Source organism: Staphylococcus sp. FW104-15G4D (genome assembly GCF_058790135.1).
In genome coordinates this window covers 1,041,792-1,063,445 of sequence record NZ_JBYTCH010000001.1, presented here as the reverse complement: position 1 = coordinate 1,063,445, position 21,654 = coordinate 1,041,792, and the positions used below count along the sequence as shown (strand labels likewise).

At 31.6% G+C, this 21,654-nt stretch carries 23 protein-coding genes; 22 read left to right on the top strand and 1 reads right to left on the bottom strand.

Annotated elements, in window-relative coordinates; all coding sequences use genetic code 11:
* From AC3WQX_RS05190 to holA, 17 genes are all read left to right on the top strand, one after another.
* Entirely contained in the window at window positions 1-456 is a 456-nt protein-coding gene (locus AC3WQX_RS05190; protein WP_002453375.1) for an acetyl-CoA carboxylase biotin carboxyl carrier protein, read from the top strand.
* 14 nt (window positions 457-470) lie between these two features.
* Window positions 471-1,832: an acetyl-CoA carboxylase biotin carboxylase subunit gene (locus tag AC3WQX_RS05185; protein WP_002436565.1), complete on the top strand. Its 1,362-nt coding sequence runs from the start codon at window positions 471-473 to the stop codon at window positions 1,830-1,832.
* Entirely contained in the window at window positions 1,832-2,584 is a 753-nt protein-coding gene (gene pxpA / locus AC3WQX_RS05180; RefSeq protein WP_023350168.1) for a 5-oxoprolinase subunit PxpA, read from the top strand. Before AC3WQX_RS05185 ends, pxpA begins: the two co-directional genes overlap by 1 nt.
* A 12-nt stretch (window positions 2,585-2,596) precedes the next feature.
* A complete protein-coding gene (locus tag AC3WQX_RS05175; RefSeq protein ID WP_023350169.1) occupies window positions 2,597-3,853 on the top strand; it encodes an NRAMP family divalent metal transporter in 1,257 nt (418 codons plus the stop codon).
* A gap of 171 nt (window positions 3,854-4,024) precedes the next feature.
* Entirely contained in the window at window positions 4,025-4,711 is a 687-nt protein-coding gene (gene mtnN, locus AC3WQX_RS05170) for a 5'-methylthioadenosine/S-adenosylhomocysteine nucleosidase (protein WP_023350170.1), read from the top strand.
* 21 nt (window positions 4,712-4,732) lie between these two features.
* On the top strand, window positions 4,733-5,257 hold the full coding sequence (locus AC3WQX_RS05165) for a YqeG family HAD IIIA-type phosphatase (protein ID WP_023350171.1): 525 nt from the start codon (window positions 4,733-4,735) through the stop codon (window positions 5,255-5,257).
* Window positions 5,258-5,260: 3 nt separating this feature from the next.
* On the top strand, window positions 5,261-6,361 hold the full coding sequence (yqeH, locus tag AC3WQX_RS05160; protein ID WP_023350172.1) for a ribosome biogenesis GTPase YqeH: 1,101 nt from the start codon (window positions 5,261-5,263) through the stop codon (window positions 6,359-6,361).
* A gap of 16 nt (window positions 6,362-6,377) precedes the next feature.
* Window positions 6,378-7,187, top strand: a complete 810-nt coding sequence (gene aroE, locus AC3WQX_RS05155; protein WP_023350173.1) for a shikimate dehydrogenase — start codon at window positions 6,378-6,380, stop codon at window positions 7,185-7,187.
* Complete coding sequence (gene yhbY, locus AC3WQX_RS05150; RefSeq protein WP_023350174.1) at window positions 7,187-7,477, top strand: ribosome assembly RNA-binding protein YhbY; 291 nt, start codon at window positions 7,187-7,189, stop codon at window positions 7,475-7,477. The genes aroE and yhbY overlap by 1 nt, the downstream gene beginning before the upstream one ends.
* Window positions 7,477-8,049 carry a nicotinate-nucleotide adenylyltransferase gene (locus AC3WQX_RS05145; protein ID WP_023350175.1) on the top strand — a complete coding sequence of 191 codons (573 nt, stop codon included), beginning with the start codon at window positions 7,477-7,479 and terminating at the stop codon, window positions 8,047-8,049. The genes yhbY and AC3WQX_RS05145 overlap by 1 nt, the downstream gene beginning before the upstream one ends.
* On the top strand, window positions 8,039-8,623 hold the full coding sequence (yqeK, locus tag AC3WQX_RS05140) for a bis(5'-nucleosyl)-tetraphosphatase (symmetrical) YqeK (RefSeq protein ID WP_002436723.1): 585 nt from the start codon (window positions 8,039-8,041) through the stop codon (window positions 8,621-8,623). Before AC3WQX_RS05145 ends, yqeK begins: the two co-directional genes overlap by 11 nt.
* Window positions 8,624-8,977: a ribosome silencing factor gene (gene rsfS, locus AC3WQX_RS05135; RefSeq protein ID WP_002436550.1), complete on the top strand. Its 354-nt coding sequence runs from the start codon at window positions 8,624-8,626 to the stop codon at window positions 8,975-8,977.
* 3 nt (window positions 8,978-8,980) lie between these two features.
* On the top strand, window positions 8,981-9,697 hold the full coding sequence (locus AC3WQX_RS05130) for a class I SAM-dependent DNA methyltransferase (protein ID WP_023350176.1): 717 nt from the start codon (window positions 8,981-8,983) through the stop codon (window positions 9,695-9,697).
* 65 nt (window positions 9,698-9,762) lie between these two features.
* The gene (locus tag AC3WQX_RS05125) at window positions 9,763-10,443 is read left to right on the top strand and encodes a helix-hairpin-helix domain-containing protein (protein WP_030064660.1); all 681 of its coding nucleotides are present in this window, start codon (window positions 9,763-9,765) and stop codon (window positions 10,441-10,443) included.
* A gap of 81 nt (window positions 10,444-10,524) precedes the next feature.
* Window positions 10,525-10,986, top strand: coding sequence for a ComE operon protein 2 (locus AC3WQX_RS05120; protein WP_002436740.1), 462 nt, complete (start codon window positions 10,525-10,527; stop codon window positions 10,984-10,986).
* Window positions 10,987-10,989: 3 nt separating this feature from the next.
* Window positions 10,990-13,206, top strand: a complete 2,217-nt coding sequence (locus AC3WQX_RS05115; RefSeq protein ID WP_023350178.1) for a DNA internalization-related competence protein ComEC/Rec2 — start codon at window positions 10,990-10,992, stop codon at window positions 13,204-13,206.
* A 45-nt stretch (window positions 13,207-13,251) separates the two neighbouring features.
* Window positions 13,252-14,226, top strand: a complete 975-nt coding sequence (holA, locus tag AC3WQX_RS05110; protein WP_023350179.1) for a DNA polymerase III subunit delta — start codon at window positions 13,252-13,254, stop codon at window positions 14,224-14,226.
* A 58-nt stretch (window positions 14,227-14,284) separates the two neighbouring features.
* On the opposite strand, the gene rpsT is transcribed toward holA, so the two are convergent.
* Window positions 14,285-14,536, bottom strand: coding sequence for a 30S ribosomal protein S20 (rpsT, locus tag AC3WQX_RS05105; protein ID WP_002436569.1), 252 nt, complete (start codon window positions 14,534-14,536; stop codon window positions 14,285-14,287).
* Window positions 14,537-14,846: 310 nt separating this feature from the next.
* On the opposite strand from rpsT, the gene lepA reads away from it, so the two are divergent.
* The 5 genes from lepA to dnaK all read left to right on the top strand — a co-directional run bounded on the left by lepA (window position 14,847) and on the right by dnaK (window position 21,523).
* The gene (gene lepA, locus AC3WQX_RS05100) at window positions 14,847-16,670 is read left to right on the top strand and encodes a translation elongation factor 4 (RefSeq protein WP_002436542.1); all 1,824 of its coding nucleotides are present in this window, start codon (window positions 14,847-14,849) and stop codon (window positions 16,668-16,670) included.
* Between the two features lie 102 nt (window positions 16,671-16,772).
* Window positions 16,773-17,897, top strand: a complete 1,125-nt coding sequence (gene hemW, locus AC3WQX_RS05095) for a radical SAM family heme chaperone HemW (RefSeq protein WP_002453365.1) — start codon at window positions 16,773-16,775, stop codon at window positions 17,895-17,897.
* 99 nt (window positions 17,898-17,996) lie between these two features.
* Complete coding sequence (gene hrcA, locus AC3WQX_RS05090) at window positions 17,997-18,974, top strand: heat-inducible transcriptional repressor HrcA (RefSeq protein WP_002453364.1); 978 nt, start codon at window positions 17,997-17,999, stop codon at window positions 18,972-18,974.
* A 28-nt stretch (window positions 18,975-19,002) separates the two neighbouring features.
* The gene (gene grpE, locus AC3WQX_RS05085) at window positions 19,003-19,638 is read left to right on the top strand and encodes a nucleotide exchange factor GrpE (RefSeq protein ID WP_023350180.1); all 636 of its coding nucleotides are present in this window, start codon (window positions 19,003-19,005) and stop codon (window positions 19,636-19,638) included.
* Between the two features lie 55 nt (window positions 19,639-19,693).
* Window positions 19,694-21,523 carry a molecular chaperone DnaK gene (gene dnaK / locus AC3WQX_RS05080; RefSeq protein ID WP_002436539.1) on the top strand — a complete coding sequence of 610 codons (1,830 nt, stop codon included), beginning with the start codon at window positions 19,694-19,696 and terminating at the stop codon, window positions 21,521-21,523.
* Window positions 21,524-21,654 lie beyond the last annotated feature (131 nt).

Here is a 21,654-nt window from a genome sequence, read left to right as displayed (position 1 = left end):
ATGAATCTTGAAAGAATAGAAGAAATTATAAATTTAGTAAAATCAAATGATGTAAAAAAGTTTAAATATAAAGACTTTGAGAATGAAATTGAACTTGATTTCACAGAGGGTAATTCATCACAAGGTTTATCTCAAACTGCAAATGTACAATCAAATGAAATGACACAAACTAATAATGAAACTCAAGATACTAACAACCAAACGCAAGATTCTAGTGATGACAAAGAAATTAAATCTTCTATGGTTGGTACGTTTTTCTTACAAGATAGTAAAGAATTAACGGATCCCCAAATTAAAGTTGGTGATCAAGTTAAAGAAGGAGATATCATTGGTTACATAGAAGCAATGAAGGTAATGAACGAAATCACTAGTGACGTGAGTGGTGAGGTTACTGAAATTGTTGTAGAACATGGTACTAATGTTGAATATGATCAAGTATTAGTCAAAGTGAAGTAAGGGGGAATAGACTTATGTATCGTTGTTTGATTGCAAACAGAGGGGAAATAGCCGTAAGGATTATTCGCGCATGTAGAGAGATGAAAATCGAAACAGTAGCCATCTATGCCAAAGGCGACGAAGATAGTCTGCATGTAAGTTTAGCTGATCAAGCGATTTGTATTGGAGAAGCTAATCCTTTAGATAGCTATTTAAATATAGAACGTATTATCTCAGCAGCAGAAATTACCGGAGCAAATGCGATACACCCTGGTTACGGTTTCTTATCTGAATCAACTACTTTTGCTGAAGCTGTTGAAGAAAATGATATCCACTTCATTGGCCCTAATAAAAAGACAATGGAAATGATGGGGGATAAAATTACAGCTCGTCAGACCGTTCATGCTGCAAATGTTCCAGTAATTCCTGGATCTGACGGCGAGGTTGAATCTGTTGATGAAATTAAAAAACTCGCGGAAGAAATAGGATACCCCCTTGTTCTTAAAGCTGCAAGTGGCGGTGGAGGTAAGGGTATCCGTATCGTTAAAGAACCTGAACAATTAGAAAAATCATTAAAAGAAGCTAAAAGTGAAGGTCAAAAATATTTTAATGATGATCGTGTATACGTTGAAGCTTTTATTCCCGTTGCAAAGCATGTAGAGGTTCAAGTCATCGGTGATGGTAAAAATAACTATGTTCATTTAGGTGAACGTGATTGTTCAGTGCAACGAAAAAATCAAAAACTTATTGAAGAATCACCTTGTGCTGCATTAACAGATGAAAGACGAGAACGGATTTGTAATGATGCTGTTAAAGTAGCAAAGGCATCTAATTATAGAAGTGCTGGTACAATTGAATTTTTAGTAACAGAGGATGCTCACTACTTTATTGAGATGAATGCACGTATCCAAGTCGAACATACAGTTACTGAAATGCGAGCAGATAGAGATCTTTTACAAGCACAATTATATTTATTGCAATATGGTGAATTACCGTTCCAACAAGAAGATATAGTGTTTAACGGACATGTAATTGAAGCACGTATTAATGCTGAAAATCCAGAAAAGAAATTCCAGCCCACTCCTGGTAAAGTGAAGAAATTACATTTACCACAAGGATTTAATATTCGAGTAGATTCTTTATTATATTCCGGTTATCAAGTATCACCATATTATGACTCACTTGTAGCAAAAGTGATTGTAAAAGACTCAAATAGACAAACAGCTATCAATAAATTAAAAGTAGCATTAGATGAAATGGTTATTGAAGGTTTCACTACAACAGCAGATTTCTTATACGCAGTATTAAGTTATCCGTTATATGCAGATGGTGATGCAAGTGAAGTTGATATTAAATTCTTAGAGAAGCATCAAATCATTAAAGGGGTGGATTTATAATGCAAATCGATTTGAATTGTGATTTAGGTGAAGCATTTGGAAATTATTCATTTGGTGGCGACAATGATATTATTCCTTTAATTACTTCGGCAAACATTGCTTGTGGTTTTCACGCCGGTGATGAAAATGTAATGAATGAGACAATACAACTTGCTAAAGAAAATAATGTAGGCATAGGAGCACATCCAGGTTTACCTGATTTACAAGGTTTCGGCAGACGCAAAATGGATATTAAACCTAAAGAAATCTACAATTTAGTTGTCTACCAATTAGGTGCTTTGAATGGTTTTTGTAAAATTCATGGAGCTCGTATAAATCATGTTAAACCTCATGGTGCTTTATATAACATGGGCGCTAAAAATAAAGAAATTGCTCAAGCTATTGCACAAGCGGTTTATGATTTCGATAAATCCGTAGTGCTAGTTGGACTATCTAATACATTGTTAATTTCAGAAGCTGAAGCGCTTGGTTTACGTACTGCTTCAGAAGTTTTTGCAGATCGTCGTTATGAAGATGATGGTCAGCTTGTAAGTCGTCAAGAATCAGATGCGACAATTACAAATACGGATGAAGCATTACAGCAAGTGTTAAAAATGGTTACTGAAAATAAAGTTGTTAGTAAAAATGGTAAAGAAATTGATTTACAAGCCGATACAATATGTGTCCATGGTGATGGTGCTCATGCACTTGATTTTGTAACTCAAATTAGAAAAAAATTAACGAAAGAAGGCATTGATATTCAATCCTTATAGGGGGTACCAGAGATGGGAGAAAATTTTAAACAAAGCAACAATCAAGAAACAAAACAAAGTGGGAAAGACTTTAAATTTACAAAAGGTCATAGACGTTTATTATATGGTTCAGTATTTTTGATGGCTACTTCTGCCATTGGTCCGGCATTTCTAACTCAAACGGCTGTTTTCACAGCACAATTTTATGCTAGTTTTGCATTCGCTATTTTAATATCAATATTAATTGATATTGGTGCTCAAATTAATATTTGGCGTGTTTTAGTAGTTACTGGATTGCGTGGTCAAGAAGTTTCAAATAAAGTTGTACCTGGATTAGGCACAGTGATATCAATATTAATAGCATTTGGGGGACTTGCATTTAATATAGGTAATATTGCAGGTGCAGGTCTTGGACTCAATGCAATGTTTGGTTTAGATGTTAAATGGGGTGCAGCTATAACTGCAATATTCTCTATCTTAATCTTTGTAAGTAAAAGTGGCCAAAAAATAATGGATGTAGTATCTATGATTCTAGGGGTAGTAATGATTTTGGTCGTTGCATATGTGATGGTAGTTTCTAATCCTCCATACGGTGATGCATTAGTACACATGGTTGCACCTGAACATCCAATCAAACTTATTTTACCTATAATTACTTTAGTCGGAGGCACTGTAGGTGGTTATATAACTTTTGCAGGAGCACACCGATTATTAGACTCTGGCATGAAAGGTAAAGAGTTTTTACCTTTCGTTAACAGATCTGCGATTGCAGGTATTTTAACAACAGGTGTTATGAGAACTTTACTTTTCTTAGCAGTTTTAGGTGTGGTTGTTACTGGAGTTACGTTAAGTGCAGAAAATCCACCTGCTTCAGTGTTTGAACACGCTATTGGTCCAATAGGAAAAAATATATTTGGTGTAGTTATTTTTGCAGCAGCGATGTCATCTGTTATCGGTTCAGCATATACAAGTGCAACCTTCTTGAAGACATTACATAAGTCTTTATTTAATAAAAATAATTTAATAGTCATTATGTTTATAGTTATCTCAACATTAATTTTCTTATTCATTGGTAAACCTGTAAGTTTACTTATAATTGCGGGAGCAATCAATGGTTGGATTTTACCAATCACACTAGGGGCTATCTTAATTGCTAGTCGTAAAAAATCTATTGTTGGAGATTATAAACATCCTACTTGGATGCTTGTTTTCGGAATCATAGCAGTTATAGTTACGATTATCACTGGTATTTTCTCGCTACAAGATTTAGCAAGCTTATGGAAAGGTTAATTATTTTTTATTACTTCACGTCGTTAAGATGTGAAGTATTTTTTTATTAAAAAGTCTTAAAAATTTAATTATTTAACTCCCTATTGATAATTAACTTATCCTATCGTGATGAATTTTAAAATATGATAAAATACGTAGTGCTAGGACTTTTTAAATGAGGTGTAAAAAGAAATGATAGGCATAATTGGAGCTATGGAAGAAGAAGTAGGTATACTCAAAGATAAAATTGTCGACTTAAGTGAAATTAGTGTGGCACACGTAAAATTCTATACTGGTACACTTAATAATAAAGACATTGTTTTAACTCAAAGTGGAATAGGTAAAGTGAATGCTACTATATCTACGACTTTATTAATTGAAAAATTCAATCCAGATATAGTAATTAATACAGGTTCTGCTGGCGCTCTTGATGAGAGTTTAAAAGTGGGTGACGTATTAGTTAGTAATGAAGTCATTTATCATGATGCAGATGCAACAGCATTTGGTTATGCTTATGGTCAAATCCCACAAATGCCAGAGCGTTATGAGTCTAGTGAAAAATTATTAGAAAAAACAATTGATATATTAAAACAGCAACAGCTAAATGGTAAAGTTGGCATGATTACTAGTGGCGATAGTTTTATTGGTAGTGCTCAACAACGAAATAAAATTAAATCACAATTTCCAGATGCAATGGCAGTAGAAATGGAAGCGACAGCTATTGCACAAACATGTTTCCAATTTAACGTTCCATTTATTGTGACGAGAGCAGTTTCAGATTTAGCTAATGGAGAAGCAGATATTTCATTTGAAGAATTTTTAGGTCAAGCTGCGATTTCTTCTAGTGAGACAGTTGAATTGTTAGTTAAATCATTATAAAAGTAAAGGTGAATTTATAAAATGGGTATTATTAAAAATTTATTTATGCCAAATGCATACGTACAATCTGTATTCGATATAGATATAGAAAAATTAGCGAGTATGGGAGTTAAAGGAATCATTACAGACCTAGATAACACCCTTGTTGGTTGGGACGTTAAAGAGCCTACCGAGAGAATTAAAGAGTGGTTCTCTAAAGCGCGTGAGCTTGGTATTACAATTACAATTGTGTCGAACAATAATGAAAAACGTGTATCTAGTTTTTCTAAAGATTTAGAAGTAGATTTTATATTCAAAGCACGTAAACCAATGGGTAAAGCTTTTATAAAAGCTATTAAACAAATGAATATACAAGCTAAAGAAACTGTTGTTATTGGTGATCAAATGCTTACAGATGTTTTCGGTGGTAATCGCAATGGACTATATACTATTATGGTCGTTCCAGTTAAAAGAACTGATGGCTTTGTGACTAAATTTAATCGTCTAATTGAAAGACGCTTATTAAATCATTTTAGAAAAAAAGGTTATATCAAATGGGAGGAATAGTGTTTGAGTGAATTACTAAAATGTATTGGTTGTGGCGCTCCACTACAATCAGAAGATAAAAATGCTCCAGGCTATGTACCTGAACATAATATGTTCCGTGAAGATGTTATATGTCAAAGATGTTTTAGATTAAAAAATTATAATGAAGTTCAAGATGTTGGGATGGACAGTGAGGATTTCTTAAATTTATTAACTGGTCTTTCTAATAAATCTGGTATTGTAGTTAATGTTGTGGATGTTTTTGACTTTGAGGGATCATTTATTAATGCAATTAAACGTATTGTAGGTAATAAAAAAATCATTTTAGTTGCAAACAAACTTGATCTACTACCTAAACAAATCAATCAGCGTCGTGTAAAAGAGTGGTTAAAGAAAACTGCTAGAAAATACGGCTTAGAAGCCGATGATGTTGTACTTATTTCAGCTGATAAAGGTTGGGGCATTGAAGAGTTGATGCAGTCAATTAATCAAGTAAGAAATAATGAGGACGTTTATGTCGTAGGTACGACTAATGTAGGGAAATCTACTTTAATTAATAAATTAATTGAAATTAGTGTTGGTGAAAAAGATGTAGTAACTACTTCAAGATTTCCAGGTACTACTTTGGACATGATTGATATTCCGCTTGATGAAACTACGTTTATGTATGATACACCTGGTATTATACAAGAGCATCAAATGACAAACTATGTCTCTGATAAAGAATTAAAAACCATTATGCCTAAAAAGGAAATAAAACAACGCGTATATCAACTAAATGAAGAACAGACATTATTTTTTGGTGGTTTAGCTAGAATTGATTATGTATCTGGAGGTAAAAGATCATTAGTATGTTTCTTCTCCAATGATTTAAATATCCATAGAACAAAAACTGAAAAAGCTAATGAATTATGGAAAAATCAATTGGGTTCACTTTTAACACCACCACATGACGCAAGTCAATTTGATTTAAATGACGTAAAAGCTGTTAGATTAGAAACTGGTAAAGCTAAACGTGATGTTATGATATCAGGCTTAGGATTTATCACAATTGACGAAGGTGCAAAAGTGATCGTGCGTGTACCCAAAAATGTAGACGTCATTTTAAGAAATTCTATTTTATAAAAGGGAGTGGTTGAGAATGAAATTTGCAGTAATTGGCCATCCGATTTCTCATTCTTTATCACCTATAATGCATAGTGCTAACTTTTCAAATTTAAGTTTAAATTACACCTATGAACCACTAGACATTCCTATTGACGAATTCCACTTACTTAGAGACACCATTACTGAAAAGAAACTTAGTGGATTTAATGTCACTATCCCTCATAAAGAGCGGATAATACCTTACCTAGACGAGGTAGATGAGCAATCTAAAACAGTTGGTGCGGTAAATACTGTTTTAATTAGAGATGGTAAGTGGATAGGCTATAATACAGATGGTATAGGTTATGTAACTGGCTTAAAACAAATTTATGATGATTTAAAGAATGCTTATATACTCATTTTAGGTGCTGGTGGTGCAAGTAAAGGAATTGCTAACGAATTAACTAAATTTGTTGAACCTAAATTAACAATTGCTAATCGTACAATGTCAAGATTTGAAGATTGGAATTTAGATATTAATGCTATTTCTCTAAATGACGCTGAGAAGTATTTGGATGAATTTGATATCGTTATTAATACAACACCTGCTGGAATGGATAAAAACAATGATAGTGTGATAAATCTAAGAAATTTATCTCCTCATACGTTAGTAAGTGATATAGTGTACATTCCTTATAAGACTCCAATCTTATTAGAAGCTGAAAGTAAAGGTAACCCCATTTATAATGGTTTAGATATGTTTGTGTATCAAGGTGCTGAAAGCTTTAAAATTTGGACAGGAGAACAACCTAATATTCAAATCATGAAAAATACTGTATTAGATAAATTAAAAGGAGATTTATAATGTTAACTGGAAAACAAAAGAGATACTTACGTAGTTTAGCTCATAATACTGATCCAACTTTCCAAATAGGTAAAGGTGGAATTAACGAAAATATGATTTCTCAAATTGATGAAACCTTAGAGAAAAGAGAACTCATTAAAATACATGTTTTACAAAATAATTTTGATGATAAAAATGAATTAGCTAATGAACTTAGTCATGCAACTAAAAGTGAATTAGTACAAGTAATCGGGTCAATGATTGTACTTTATAAAGAATCTCAAGAAAATAAAGACATCGTTTTACCCTAATGTCTAAAAAGATTGTATTATACGGCGGTCAATTTAACCCGATTCATACCGCTCATATGGTGGTAGCTAGCGAGGTGTTCCATGAATTACAACCTGATGAATTTTATTTCTTACCTAGTTACATGGCTCCGTTGAAAGAACATGAAGATTTCCTTGATGCTTCTTATCGTATGAAGATGATTGAATTTGTCATTGAGGAATTAGGTTTTGGAAAAATTTGTACTAGTGAATTAGATAGAAAAGGACAAAGCTATACTTTTGACACGTTGTCTGAAATAAAGCGTAACAATCCTAAAGATGAATTTTATTTTGTAATAGGAACTGATCAATATGAGCAGCTTGATAAGTGGTTTAAAATTGACGAATTAAAAAAGTTGATCACCTTCGTTATAGTTAATCGTGAGTCAGATTATCAAAGTGTCGAAACTGGTATGATATCGGTTAAAATACCTCGTATTGATATTAGTTCAACAATGATTCGAGACCGTGTTAAAAATCATAAATCTATACAAGCACTCGTCCCTAATAAAGTGGAGGACTATATTGAGGAGGAAGGACTTTATGGAAATTAGTGAAGCTAAAAAGCTAGTGAAAGAAAAGTTGCCCGAGAAGCGTTATAATCACTCGCTTAGAGTTGCTGAGACAGCTGTAAAATTAGCAGAAATATATGATGGAGATAAAGATAAAGCAGAATTAGCTGGTGTTTTACATGACTATTGTAAGTATGATGATTTAAGTTCAATGTACCAAATTGTTAGACAATGTGAATTAGAGAGTGACTTACTTAGTTATGGAAGTGAAATCTTACATGGACCTGTTTGCGCTGCAATCATGGAACATGATTATCACATTGAAGATGAAGAGGTTTTACTAGCTATAAAATATCATACAACTGGGCGTCAGCAAATGACTAAAACAGAAAAGCTTATTTTTATTGCTGATTATATTGAACCTGGTAGAAAAACCCCAGGAGTTGAAGAAATTAGAGATATGGCATACAATCAAGGTAGCTTAGATAAAACAATTTATGAAATTTCTAAGCGAACAGTTTTATTTTTAATCGGTAAAGACATTACGGTATATGGCGCTACGATTGCATGCTTGAATTATTATAATTATAGTGACGAAAGAATAAAGGATGATTAAATGAGTTCAGAAGAATTATTAAATATTGCTGTCGAAGCGACAGAAAACAAAAAAGCAGAAGATGTAATTTCTCTTAATATGCAAGGTATCAGCGATATGACTGATTACTTTGTTGTGTGTCATGGTAACAATGAGCGACAAGTACAATCCATTGCAAGAGCTGTTAAAGAAGCTGTTCATGAGCAAGGTATTGATGTTAAACGTATGGAAGGTTATAACGACGCAAGATGGGTATTAATTGATTTAGCTAATGTTGTGGTTCATATTTTCCATAAGGATGAGCGAAATTATTATAATATCGAGAAATTATATCAAGATGCTCCGTATGAGTCATATGGTCAGGTTGCTTATTAAAATATGAGTCAATACGAAGATATGAGTATGGTCTATGACCAGCTAACTCAAGATCAACCATATGATGCTTGGTTCAATATAGTTCAAACCTTTTCAAAGAGAGAATCTAATGACATTCTAGATTTAGGTTGCGGTACAGGAAATTTAACACATATGTTGGTTCCATTAGGCAATGTTATCGGAATGGATTTAAGTGTTGATATGTTAACTATCGCTAATCAAAAATCTAATGAAGTTAGATGGTTAGAAGGAGATATGACAAGTTTTAAGTTGAACCAAAAATTCAATATCATTACAATATTTTGTGATTCACTGAATTATTTATCTTCAAGTAAAGAAGTTAAAGAAACCTTTAATAAAGTTTACCAGCATTTAACTGATGATGGAGTATTTCTATTTGATGTGCATACTGTACATAAGATGAATACTTTATTTAATAATCAAAGTTATATTGATGAAACCGAAAATGTCTTCTTAGGTTGGGAAGCAATTCAAGGTAATGAACCATTAAGTGTTTATCATGAAATGACTTTTTTCATTCAAAATAATGGAAGTTATCGACGCTTTGACGAATCCCATTATCAACGCACATATGAAGAAGATGTTTATAAACGGTTACTCAATGAGGCTGGCTTTAAAGAAGTTAAAACTTTCACCGATTTTGATTTTAATCAAAAAGAAGAAGATGCTGATCGATTATTTTTCGTTGTAAAAAAATAGATTATGAAATAAATAGAAGTAAAATCACTCGTTCATACGTTATTAAGTGTGAAGGGGTGATTTTTTTGTTTAACAAAGGTAATAAGTATATTGAATTTATTATTAAATGGAAAATTTATTTAATTATAGGTCTAGTAGTTTTAGCAATGGTAGTTTTAAGTCTATTTAATCATTATGAAGACAATAGCAAAGAGGATGAATTTAACAAAGAGATTAATAGCAAGCAGGTTAATTCTAAGAGATATAGTTCAACTAACAAAGATAATAATGAAAAAGAAAAACAATCTCAAAGAGGAAACAACAATGAAAAAATTTTTATAGATATTAAAGGCGCAGTAGAACATCCAAATGTTTATCAGATGACAAACACTGAAAGAGTCATAGATGCAATTAATAAAGCTAAACCTTATAAGGATGCAGACTTATCACAAATAAACTTATCTGAAAGGTTAATAGATCAAAAGCTAATTTATGTTCCCAAAAAGGGAGAACACAGTCAATATAATACGGTAAATAATATTTCAAATAATAATATCAATCAAAATGAGGGAAATAAACAAATTAATTTGAATAATGCCACTGAAACGGATTTAAAAAGCATTCCAGGCGTCGGGCCTTCTAAAGCAAGAGAAATAATTAATTATAGAGAGCAAAATGGAGGGTTCAAGAATATAGAAGATTTGAAAAAAATTAAAGGATTTGGCGAAAAAACATTTGAGAAACTTAAAGAACATCTTGTTGTTTAACTGGTCAATGATTGCATTTATAATTATAAATGATTAAGCTATAAATGTTGATTGTTATTCAAGATAAGGAGGCACCTTTACATGGAACGAATTAAATGGGAAGAATATTTTATGGCTCAAAGTCATTTACTTGCTTTGAGATCAACATGTCAGAGACTATCTGTAGGAGCTACTATTGTTAAAGATAATCGAATTATAGCAGGAGGCTACAATGGTTCAGTTGCCGGTGAAGTTCACTGCATAGATGAAGGTTGCCTAATAGAAGATGGACATTGTATCAGAACAATTCATGCAGAAATGAATGCATTACTTCAGTGTGCTAAACAAGGCGTTTCAACAGAAGGAGCGACAATATATGTTACACATTTCCCTTGTTTAAATTGTACTAAATCTATTATTCAAGCAGGGATTAAAACAATTTATTATGCTGAAGATTACCACAATCATAATTATGCGATTAAGTTACTAAATCAATCTGGTATTGAATATAAAAAAATTCCATTTACACCGGAATATGTAGCTCAATATTTAACACAGGGGTAATCAATGATATACATAGCACTATCATTTTTAGTAGGGATACTTTGGATGAATTTCAAAGTTATCTCTATCTCTTTATTTTTCCTTTTAATCTTATTAATCTTCATCAAAAAACTTAAACTTCCAATAATCATACTTATTGTTGTGTGTCCTTTCTTTTCAAATTATATTACACAAACATATAACCAACGTGTTGACCATGAACAACGCATACTAATGTATAATCCCAAAGTTAATGATTACGTAAAATTTAAAACACTTAAAGTTCAAAATAATTTTATTACTGGAATATTAGTTTATAAAGGTAAAAATTATAATTTCTTTTATAATAACAATAATAAGACAAACATTACCTCCCTCAAACATCACACTTGTAGTATAAATGGGGAATTCAAGTTTGATAAAGTTCCTCCATCAATTACACTGAATGAAATCCACACTAATTCATGTACTTATAATGATAGGTTTAAATTCATTTATTTCCATCAAGACTATATAATCGATAAGATTCAACATTCAGGTGTAAAATATCCAAATCGAATTTTAGCACTGATTACAGGTAATCCATTATTAATCAATGCTGATTATAGAGATAAAGTGAAGGATATAGGTATATATCATTTACTAGCAGTGAGTGGGACTCATGTAGCAGCAATTATACTTCTCATTCATCAACTTTTAGTGAGATTTAACACGCCACTTGTCATTATTAAAACAATGATTATTAATGTTTTAGTACTATACGCTGTTTATACTGACTTTGTTCCTAGCGCAGTAAGAGCAATTTCAATCGCAATATTAGTTTTAATCCTTCCTAAAAGATTCAGAAAATCTTCTATTGATTTGATTTCTATCATATTTATTATGATGTTTATAAGCAATCCAGGTTATGTTTATAATATAGGTTTTCAATTTTCTTTCTTAATTTGCTTTTTTATTTTACTATCACAACCTTATTTAAAAAAATTAACTTCATTTCAAAGCATAATAGCCATTACATGTATAGCTCAATATAGTTCTATTATTATAAGTACATATCATTTTAATCAATTTCAATGGATTGGTTTCCTCTCGAATTTAGTTTTTGTGCCTTTCTACAGTTTCATACTTTTTCCTTCAATAATTTGCTTTTTTATTATGACTCACATTGTATCAAATTTTGAAATTCTAAATGTTTACATGAATAAAATTTATGAAATACATGATTTATTACTCCACTTCTTTTTGAAATTTAATAATTATAAGTGGTTTATACCTTCTTTAAGCGAAATTTATCTACTAATATTGTTAATAAATATATTGATTGCTTATTATTTATTAGTGTACAAAAAGATTTTTAAATCCCTAATATACTTTTTAATTACCTTAATAATAATATCTACATTGAGTAAACCTTCAAACGCAGAGTTAACAATTTTTGATGTAGGCCAGGGGGATAGCATACTTTTCAAAAGTAATACAAATAAAACTGTATTAATAGATACTGGAGGGAAAGGAGAAGAAAACTTTGAATTTAAACATCATAATATTGCTAAATACAAAATTCTCCCAAGTTTGAAGCGAAGAGGTATTACTACGATTGATTATTTAATTATTACTCATCCACATGCGGATCATATGGGGGAACTTCCTTATATCATAGACCATGTTAAAATTAAAAATTTAATATTAAACAGTGATGGTTTTCCTAAGCATTTATTAAATCAAGTTCACAACGAATGCAAGAAAAAAAGGATAAATATAATTGAAGCTAAAAATATACCTCAAATAAAGATTGATGATACTGAATTAGAAATTTACGATACATTTATATCCTCAAGTTCCGATAAAAATGAGTATTCAATCATTACATTAATAAAATATAACAATAGAAATATTTTACTCATGGGTGATGCCACTAAAAACAATGAGGATATTTTATTGAAGAAATATCATTTGCCTACAATAGATATTTTAAAAGTAGGACATCATGGTAGTCGAACAAGTAGCTCTGAAGAATTTATTAAGAAAATTCAACCAAGGTTAAGTTTGATTTCAAGTGGAAAACATAATAAATATAAATTACCTAATGACGAAGTTATTGAACGTTTAAAGAGATATGGAAGCTTAGTGTATGACACGCAACAAAACGGTGAAATGACGATTAATTTAGATAAACACCATTTAAATGTGATGAATGTTAAAGATCATCTAAAAACTATCGCTAGAGAAGTCACTCAATAAAATGATATAATTTAAAAGTATGAGATATAGAGGAAGGATGCACTTATGAGCGACAATATCGTAACTATCTATGGCGAAGTACCTGAGCTTGTCGAGAAGAAAAGTTCAGAAATAGTTAATAATTATCTCGGGCAAGAAAAAGATGATTTTAACTACGTTAAATTTAATATGTATGAAAATGATCTAACGCCCATCATTGAAGAAACATTAACTATGCCTTTTTTTTCTGATAAAAAAGCAATTGTAGTAAAAAATGCATACATATTTACAGGTGAAAAAGGTGCAAAGGAACTCAATCATAATCCAGAGCAGTTAATAGAATTTATAGAAAAATATGACGGGGATAATCTGATTCTTTTTGAGCTTTATCAAAATAAGTTAGATGAACGTAAAAAATTAACAAAATCACTTAAAAAAAATGCGCAACTCAAAAAAGTTGAACAAATGTCTGAAGAAGAAATAAAAAAATGGATTCAAAATAAATTACACGAAAATTATAAAGATATTAAACAAGATGCTTTAAATCTATTTATTGAACTAACAGGTATTAATTTCAACATTGTTTCACAGGAGCTTTCGAAACTTATGCTGTATATAGGAGATAGACCTACAGTTAATAAAGATGATGTTAATCAAATTATAAATAGAAGCTTAGAGCAAAACGTTTTTCTTTTAACTGAATATATTCAAAAAGGAAAAAAAGATAAGGCTATACAATTATTGAATGACTTAATTACTATGAAAGAGGAACCTATAAAACTTTTAGCTTTAATAACTAGTAATTATAGATTATATTATCAATCTAAGATTTTAGAACAAAAAGGGTACAGTGGCCAGCAGATTGCGAAGACAGTTAGTGCGCATCCGTATAGAGTGAAACTTGCTCTAAACCAAGCACGATACTATCAATTAAATGATTTATTAAACATTATTGATTCATGTGCAGAAACCGATTATAAATTAAAATCTTCTTATATGGACAAACAGTTAATTTTAGAATTATTAATTTTATCTTTATAGATTAATGATTAAACAAAAAAGATCAAGCACTATGCTTGATCTTTTTTAATAAACTGAATTATTTGTTAGCTGTCATAAGTTGAGATTTAATACGATCAGCTTTGTTTGAGTGAATTAAGTTGCTTTGAGCAGCTTTATCAACTTGTTTAATTGCAAAACTTAATAATTCATTTTTGTTTTCAGCATCAGTAGAGATAGCTGTTTTAGCGCGTTTAACTGCTGTACGCATTGCATTCTTTTTAGAGATATTACGTGCTTCAGCTGTTTCAGTTGTTCTAACACGTTTAACTGCAGATTTAATGTTTGGCATTTCTGTCACCTCCTAAAAGTGAGCTTAACTTATCAAAATTTATTTGATTACAACAAGAAATATTTTATCAAATGTCTTACCTTTGTGCAATCATTTATTTATGCGTAATATTAATCATGTTTAGTAACTTTAACTATTGGAAAGTGTGTTTTAACTATATATAATTAAAATTGTTAGGGTAAATAAATATTAATAGAAAATGAAAACTTAAGATCTTAGATAGAGTGTTTGCAATTACCCTCTAAAAACGTTATCATATCAAAGATGTATACATATATCGGGTTAATATTATGAAAGTGAGAAGGATAAGATGGATAAGCAAGAACGCTATAATAGAAGAGAAAATATCAGAAATTTCTCTATCATTGCACACATAGATCATGGGAAATCAACGTTAGCGGATAGAATCCTTGAAAATACAAAATCAGTTGAAACACGTGAAATGCAAGATCAACTACTTGATTCCATGGACCTTGAAAGAGAACGCGGTATTACTATAAAGTTAAATGCTGTTCGTTTGAAATATGATGCTAAAGATGGTCAAACATATACTTTCCATCTTATAGATACACCAGGACATGTCGACTTTACATATGAAGTGTCGCGTTCATTAGCTGCATGTGAAGGCGCGATTTTAGTTGTAGATGCCGCTCAAGGTATTGAAGCTCAAACTTTAGCAAATGTATATTTAGCTCTTGATAATGACTTAGAGTTATTACCAGTTGTTAACAAAATTGATTTACCTGCAGCTGAACCTGAAAGAGTTAAACAAGAATTAGAGGATGTTATTGGTTTAGACCAAGATGATGTAGTACTCGCTAGTGCCAAATCAAATATCGGTATAGAAGAAATTTTAGAAAAAATAGTAGAAGTTGTACCAGCTCCTGATGGAGATCCTGATGCACCTTTAAAAGCTCTAATATTTGATTCAGAGTATGATCCTTATAGAGGCGTTATCTCATCTATTAGAATCATTGATGGTGTAGTTAAAGCTGGGGATAAGATTAAAATGATGGCTACAGGAAAAGAATTTGAAGTGACAGAAGTAGGCATTAATACACCTAAACAACTTCCAGTTGAGGAATTAACAGTAGGAGACGTAGGATATATCATTGCAAGTATTAAAAATGTAGATGATTCACGTGTAGGTGATACTATCACATTAGCTAATCGTCCTGCAGATAAGCCACTCAAAGGTTATAAAAAAATGAATCCAATGGTTTATTGTGGTCTATTCCCAATAGATAATAAAGATTACAATGATTTACGTGAAGCGTTAGAAAAATTACAACTCAATGATGCTTCACTCGATTTTGAGCCTGAGTCATCACAAGCATTAGGGTTCGGATATAGAACTGGTTTCTTAGGCATGTTGCATATGGAAATTATTCAAGAAAGAATTGAGAGAGAATTCGGTATTGAATTAATTGCAACGGCTCCTTCAGTTATATACGAATGTATTTTAAAGGATGGAACTGAAGTTACTGTTGACAATCCAGCTCAGATGCCAGAAAGAGACAAAATAGAACATATTTATGAACCATTTGTAAGAGCTACAATGATGGTACCTAATGATTATGTTGGTGCAGTGATGGAACTATGCCAACGTAAGCGAGGTCAATTTGTAAATATGGATTATTTAGATGATATAAGAGTAAATATTGTTTATGAAATTCCATTATCTGAAGTTGTGTTTGACTTCTTTGACCAACTTAAGTCTAATACTAAAGGTTATGCTTCATTTGATTATGAATTCATTGAAAATAAAGAAAGTAATCTAGTTAAAATGGATATCTTACTTAATGGAGATAAAGTGGATGCCTTAAGTTTCATCGTCCATAGAGATTTTGCATATGAAAGAGGTAAAGCACTTGTTGAAAAATTAAAAACACTTATACCTAGACAACAGTTCGAAGTACCTGTTCAAGCAGCTATAGGTCAAAAAATTATAGCCCGTACAAATATTAAATCTATGGGTAAAAATGTTTTATCTAAATGTTATGGTGGCGATATTAGTCGTAAACGTAAGCTTTTAGAAAAACAAAAAGCAGGTAAAGCAAAAATGAAAGCTGTAGGAAATGTTGAAATTCCTCAAGATGCTTTCCTAGCTGTGCTTAAAATGGAAGATGAATAGTTTATAATAATTTAAATAACATTGAAGCGGGATGTTGAAATCGTTGTATAAAGAAATTGATTTCACTTCCGCTCTTTTTACGTTAGTGAATGGGGGGATTTTTTGACAGTTAAAAGTGCTTATATACATATACCATTTTGTGTAAGAATCTGTACTTATTGTGATTTTAATAAGTATTTTATAGATAAGCAGCCAGTAGATGAATATTTAGATGCGCTCATTAAAGAAATGCAAGTTGAAAATAATAGAAAGCTTGAGACAATGTATGTTGGCGGAGGGACACCCACTGCATTGAATATTGTACAACTTGAAAAACTACTAAAAGCTATTAATAACACGTTTACTATTCATGGAGAATATTCATTTGAAGCTAATCCCGATGAATTAACTTATGAGAAAGTAGCACTTTTAAAAAAATATGGTGTTAATAGAATTTCGATGGGAGTACAAACGTTTAAGCCGGAGTTGTTAGAAATTCTTGGACGAACTCATAAAACTAATGATATCTATAGCGCTGTAAACAACGCTCGCAAGGCAGGTATTAATTCAATTAGCCTTGATTTAATGTATCATTTACCACAGCAATCATTAGAAGATTTTAAACAAAGTTTAGAATTAGCTTTAGAAATGGATATTGATCATATTTCGAGCTATGGTCTTATTCTTGAACCAAAAACTCAATTTTACAACATGTATAGAAAAGGACATTTAAAGCTTCCTAATGAGGATTTAGGGGCAGATATGTACCAATATTTGATGAAACGATTAGAGGATTCTAATTTAAATCAGTATGAGATTTCTAATTTCGGGAAAAAAGGTCACGAATCAACTCATAACAAAGTCTATTGGCTTAATGAAGAATATTATGGTTTTGGTGCAGGAGCAAGTGGTTATGTGGATGGTGTAAGATATACCAATCTCAATCCAGTTAATCATTATATTAAAGCTATTTATAACAATGAGGAACCTATACTTACAAAGAACACCCCAACTTTTGAAGAGAGAATGGAAGAGGAGATGTTTCTTGGCTTAAGAATGAACCAAGGTGTTAGCATATCGAGATTTAAGAGAAAATTTGGTATAAATATTGAAGAGGTATTTGGTCAAACAATTACGGATTTAATAAATAGAAATTTATTAGAAAATAAATGCGGTTATATATCATTAACTGAACGTGGTAAAGTCATTGGGAATGAGGTTTTCGAGGCTTTTTTACTCAACGTATAAAAAATTTGATATTTTAATGCTTTAACATTGACTTACTTTGACCTTTTTGATAAATTATAATTAGCACTTGAGAGAAAAGAGTGCTAATGAGGTGAAAACATGATTACAGAAAGACAATTAAGCATTCTTAATGCAATTGTTGAAGATTATGTTGATTTTGGACAACCGATTGGTTCTAAAACATTAATTCACCGACATAATTTAGAGGTAAGCCCAGCAACTATTAGAAATGAAATGAAACAGCTTGAAGATATGAACTTCATTGAGAAGACGCATACTTCATCTGGCAGGACTCCCTCAGAATTAGGTTTTAGATATTATGTCAATCGTTTATTAGAACAAACATCTCATCAAAATCAAAACAAAATTCAACGTTTAAATCAATTATTGATTGAGAATCACTATGATATTTCTACAGCATTGACATACTTCGCTAATGAACTATCTATGAAATCTCAATATGCTACGTTGGTTGTACGTCCAAATCACAATCAAGATATTATTAATAATATTCATTTGATTCAAGCCAATAGTCATTTGGTTATATTAGTTATGGTCTTTTCATCCGGACATGTCGAAAATATTCATGTTGTAACTCAAATACAACTTAATCATCTCAATCTAAACAGAATAGCTAACTTTTTAACTGTCCATTTCAATAAACATAACCAAGATATGCAACACGAGATTAAAAGTTTTGTCAATTCTAGTGATGAACAAGAGTTAGTAAATGAGATGATTGAATTAATTAATATTCATATTAATAATCAAAGTAATAGCATTTACATGGGTGGAAAGGTTAAACTTATTGATGCGTTAAACGAAACTAACGTATCATCGATTCAACCTATATTGCAGTACATTGAATCAAATAGAATAACTGAACTTTTAGATGATATTTCTACTTCTCAAATCAATGTTCGAATAGGAAAGGAAATTGATGAGAGCTTAAGTGATATCTCCATAGTTACTAGTCAGTATCATGTTGATGAATCACTTAAAGGACAAATTGCGGTCATAGGACCAACTGCGATGCATTATCAAAATGTAATTCAATTACTCAACCAAATATGGTAGTAATTAGAATTGTATTGGAGGTCAGAAAATGACAGAAAAAGATCAATCAGTGAATAATACTGAGGAAGAAGTTAATTCAGAAGAGAATGTAGAAACTCAAAATGTTGATAATTCTCAAGACTCAGTTGAAAATACTGACAATAGTGAAGTAAAAGAAGATCATTTGCAAGAAGATTCTCAGGAAGAAGTTCAAGCTGAGGATGTAGATCCTAAAGATGAGAAAATTCAAGAATTAGAAAAGCTAGCAAATGATAATGAAGAGAAATATTTAAGATTGTACGCTGAATTTGAAAATTATAAGCGTCGAATTCAAAATGAAAATCAAATTAACAAAACTTATCAAGCTCAAGGTGTTTTAACTGACATCCTTCCGTCAATAGATAATATTGAACGTGCATTACAAATTGAAGGTGATGATGAATCATTTAAATCACTACAAAAAGGTGTCCAAATGGTTCATGAAAGTTTACTTAGAGCTTTAAAAGATAATGGTCTTGAAGAAATTGAAGCTGAAGGCCAAGAATTTGACCCTAATCTTCATCAAGCGGTGGTTCAAGATGATAATCCTGATTTTAAATCGGGGGAAATCACTCAAGAACTTCAAAAAGGTTACAAACTAAAAGATCGCGTCTTGAGACCATCAATGGTAAAAGTAAATCAATAAACTGATTGAAAAAACATTGTATAAAATTACAAAATGATATTGGAGGAATTTTATTATGAGTAAAGTAATCGGAATCGACTTAGGTACAACAAACTCTTGCGTTGCCGTATTAGAAGGTGACGAACCAAAAGTAATTCAAAATCCAGAAGGCGCACGCACTACTCCTTCAGTAGTTGCTTTTAAAAATGGTGAAACTCAAGTAGGTGAAGTTGCTAAACGTCAAGCAATCACTAACCCTAATACAGTTCAATCAATTAAACGTCATATGGGTACAGACTACAAAGTAGATATTGAAGATAAATCATACACTCCACAAGAGATTTCAGCTATGATTTTACAAAACTTAAAAAGTACTGCTGAAAGTTATTTAGGAGATACAGTTGATAAAGCAGTTATCACTGTTCCAGCTTACTTCAATGATGCTGAACGTCAAGCTACTAAAGATGCTGGTAAAATCGCTGGACTAGAAGTTGAACGTATTATCAACGAACCTACTGCAGCTGCTTTAGCTTACGGTTTAGACAAAACTGAACAAGATCAAAAAGTTCTTGTATTTGACTTAGGTGGCGGTACTTTCGACGTATCAATCCTTGAATTAGGTGACGGAGTATTTGAAGTATTATCTACTGCAGGTGACAATAAACTTGGCGGTGACGATTTCGACCAAGTAATTATTGATTACTTAGTTTCAGAATTTAAAAAAGAAAATGGCGTAGATTTATCTCAAGATAAAATGGCACTACAAAGATTAAAAGATGCTGCTGAAAAAGCTAAAAAAGACTTATCAGGTGTATCTCAAACTCAAATTTCACTTCCATTTATTTCAGCTGGAGAAAGTGGTCCATTACATTTAGAAATTAGCTTAACTCGTTCTAAATTTGAAGAATTAGCAGATTCATTAATTAGAAAAACAATGGAACCAACTCGTCAAGCACTAAAAGATGCTGGGTTATCAACTTCTGATATTGATGAAGTTATCCTTGTTGGTGGTTCTACTCGTATTCCAGCAGTACAAGAAGCTGTTAAAAAAGAAGTAGGTAAAGACCCTCATAAAGGTGTAAACCCTGATGAAGTAGTAGCTATGGGTGCTGCGATCCAAGGTGGTGTCATCACTGGTGATGTTAAAGATGTGGTATTACTAGACGTAACACCATTATCACTAGGTATTGAAATCATGGGCGGACGCATGAACACATTAATTGAACGTAACACTACTATTCCAACATCTAAATCACAAGTTTATTCAACAGCAGCTGATAACCAACCAGCAGTTGATATTCACGTGTTACAAGGTGAACGTCCAATGGCTTCAGATAACAAAACTCTTGGTCGTTTCCAATTAACTGATATTCCACCTGCTCCACGTGGTGTACCTCAAATCGAAGTAACATTTGATATTGATAAAAATGGTATCGTTAATGTAACTGCTAAAGATTTAGGAACTAACAAAGAACAAAATATCACTATTCAATCAAGCTCAGCATTATCTGATGAAGAAATTGATCGCATGGTTAAAGATGCTGAAGAAAACGCTGAAGCAGATAAAAAACGTCGCGAAGAAGTGGACTTACGTAACGAAGCTGATAGCTTAGTATTCCAAGTTGAAAAAACTATCACTGATTTAGGCGACAATATTAGTGAAGATGATAAGAAAAATGCTGAAGAGAAAAAAGATGCGCTTAAATCTGCACTTGAAGGTGAAGATATGGAAGACATCAAATCTAAAAAAGAAGAACTTGAAAAAGTTGTTCAAGATTTATCAGCTAAAGTATACGAACAAGCTCAACAAGCACAGCAACAAGCTCAAGGAGAACAAGGTTCTCAAGACAGCACTGTAGAAGATGCGGACTTTAAAGAAGTAAAAGATGACGAAGATAAAAAATAATTCTAGGTTGAGTTAGTATATAAGTTTAATTTATGACTAAGCCAAAAAAGTCAAAGTCAATTGAACATTGGCTTTGGCTTTTTATTTGGATAGTAAGAATTAATCAGATAAACTAATCTTGTTAAACGTAT

Bases quoted from the DNA above. Each gene is read 5' to 3' on its own strand.
- AC3WQX_RS05190 (WP_002453375.1), top strand. From the start codon at position 1: ATGAATCTTGAAAGAATAGAAGAAATTATAAATTTAGTAAAATCAAAT.
- AC3WQX_RS05185 (WP_002436565.1), top strand. From the start codon at position 471: ATGTATCGTTGTTTGATTGCAAACAGAGGGGAAATAGCCGTAAGGATT.
- pxpA (WP_023350168.1), top strand. From the start codon at position 1,832: ATGCAAATCGATTTGAATTGTGATTTAGGTGAAGCATTTGGAAATTAT.
- AC3WQX_RS05175 (WP_023350169.1), top strand. From the start codon at position 2,597: ATGGGAGAAAATTTTAAACAAAGCAACAATCAAGAAACAAAACAAAGT.
- mtnN (WP_023350170.1), top strand. From the start codon at position 4,025: ATGATAGGCATAATTGGAGCTATGGAAGAAGAAGTAGGTATACTCAAA.
- AC3WQX_RS05165 (WP_023350171.1), top strand. From the start codon at position 4,733: ATGGGTATTATTAAAAATTTATTTATGCCAAATGCATACGTACAATCT.
- aroE (WP_023350173.1), top strand. From the start codon at position 6,378: ATGAAATTTGCAGTAATTGGCCATCCGATTTCTCATTCTTTATCACCT.
- yhbY (WP_023350174.1), top strand. From the start codon at position 7,187: ATGTTAACTGGAAAACAAAAGAGATACTTACGTAGTTTAGCTCATAAT.
- AC3WQX_RS05145 (WP_023350175.1), top strand. From the start codon at position 7,477: ATGTCTAAAAAGATTGTATTATACGGCGGTCAATTTAACCCGATTCAT.
- yqeK (WP_002436723.1), top strand. From the start codon at position 8,039: ATGGAAATTAGTGAAGCTAAAAAGCTAGTGAAAGAAAAGTTGCCCGAG.
- rsfS (WP_002436550.1), top strand. From the start codon at position 8,624: ATGAGTTCAGAAGAATTATTAAATATTGCTGTCGAAGCGACAGAAAAC.
- AC3WQX_RS05130 (WP_023350176.1), top strand. From the start codon at position 8,981: ATGAGTCAATACGAAGATATGAGTATGGTCTATGACCAGCTAACTCAA.
- AC3WQX_RS05120 (WP_002436740.1), top strand. From the start codon at position 10,525: ATGGAACGAATTAAATGGGAAGAATATTTTATGGCTCAAAGTCATTTA.
- AC3WQX_RS05115 (WP_023350178.1), top strand. From the start codon at position 10,990: ATGATATACATAGCACTATCATTTTTAGTAGGGATACTTTGGATGAAT.
- holA (WP_023350179.1), top strand. From the start codon at position 13,252: ATGAGCGACAATATCGTAACTATCTATGGCGAAGTACCTGAGCTTGTC.
- rpsT (WP_002436569.1), bottom strand. From the start codon at position 14,536: ATGCCAAACATTAAATCTGCAGTTAAACGTGTTAGAACAACTGAAACA.
- lepA (WP_002436542.1), top strand. From the start codon at position 14,847: ATGGATAAGCAAGAACGCTATAATAGAAGAGAAAATATCAGAAATTTC.
- hrcA (WP_002453364.1), top strand. From the start codon at position 17,997: ATGATTACAGAAAGACAATTAAGCATTCTTAATGCAATTGTTGAAGAT.
- grpE (WP_023350180.1), top strand. From the start codon at position 19,003: ATGACAGAAAAAGATCAATCAGTGAATAATACTGAGGAAGAAGTTAAT.
- dnaK (WP_002436539.1), top strand. From the start codon at position 19,694: ATGAGTAAAGTAATCGGAATCGACTTAGGTACAACAAACTCTTGCGTT.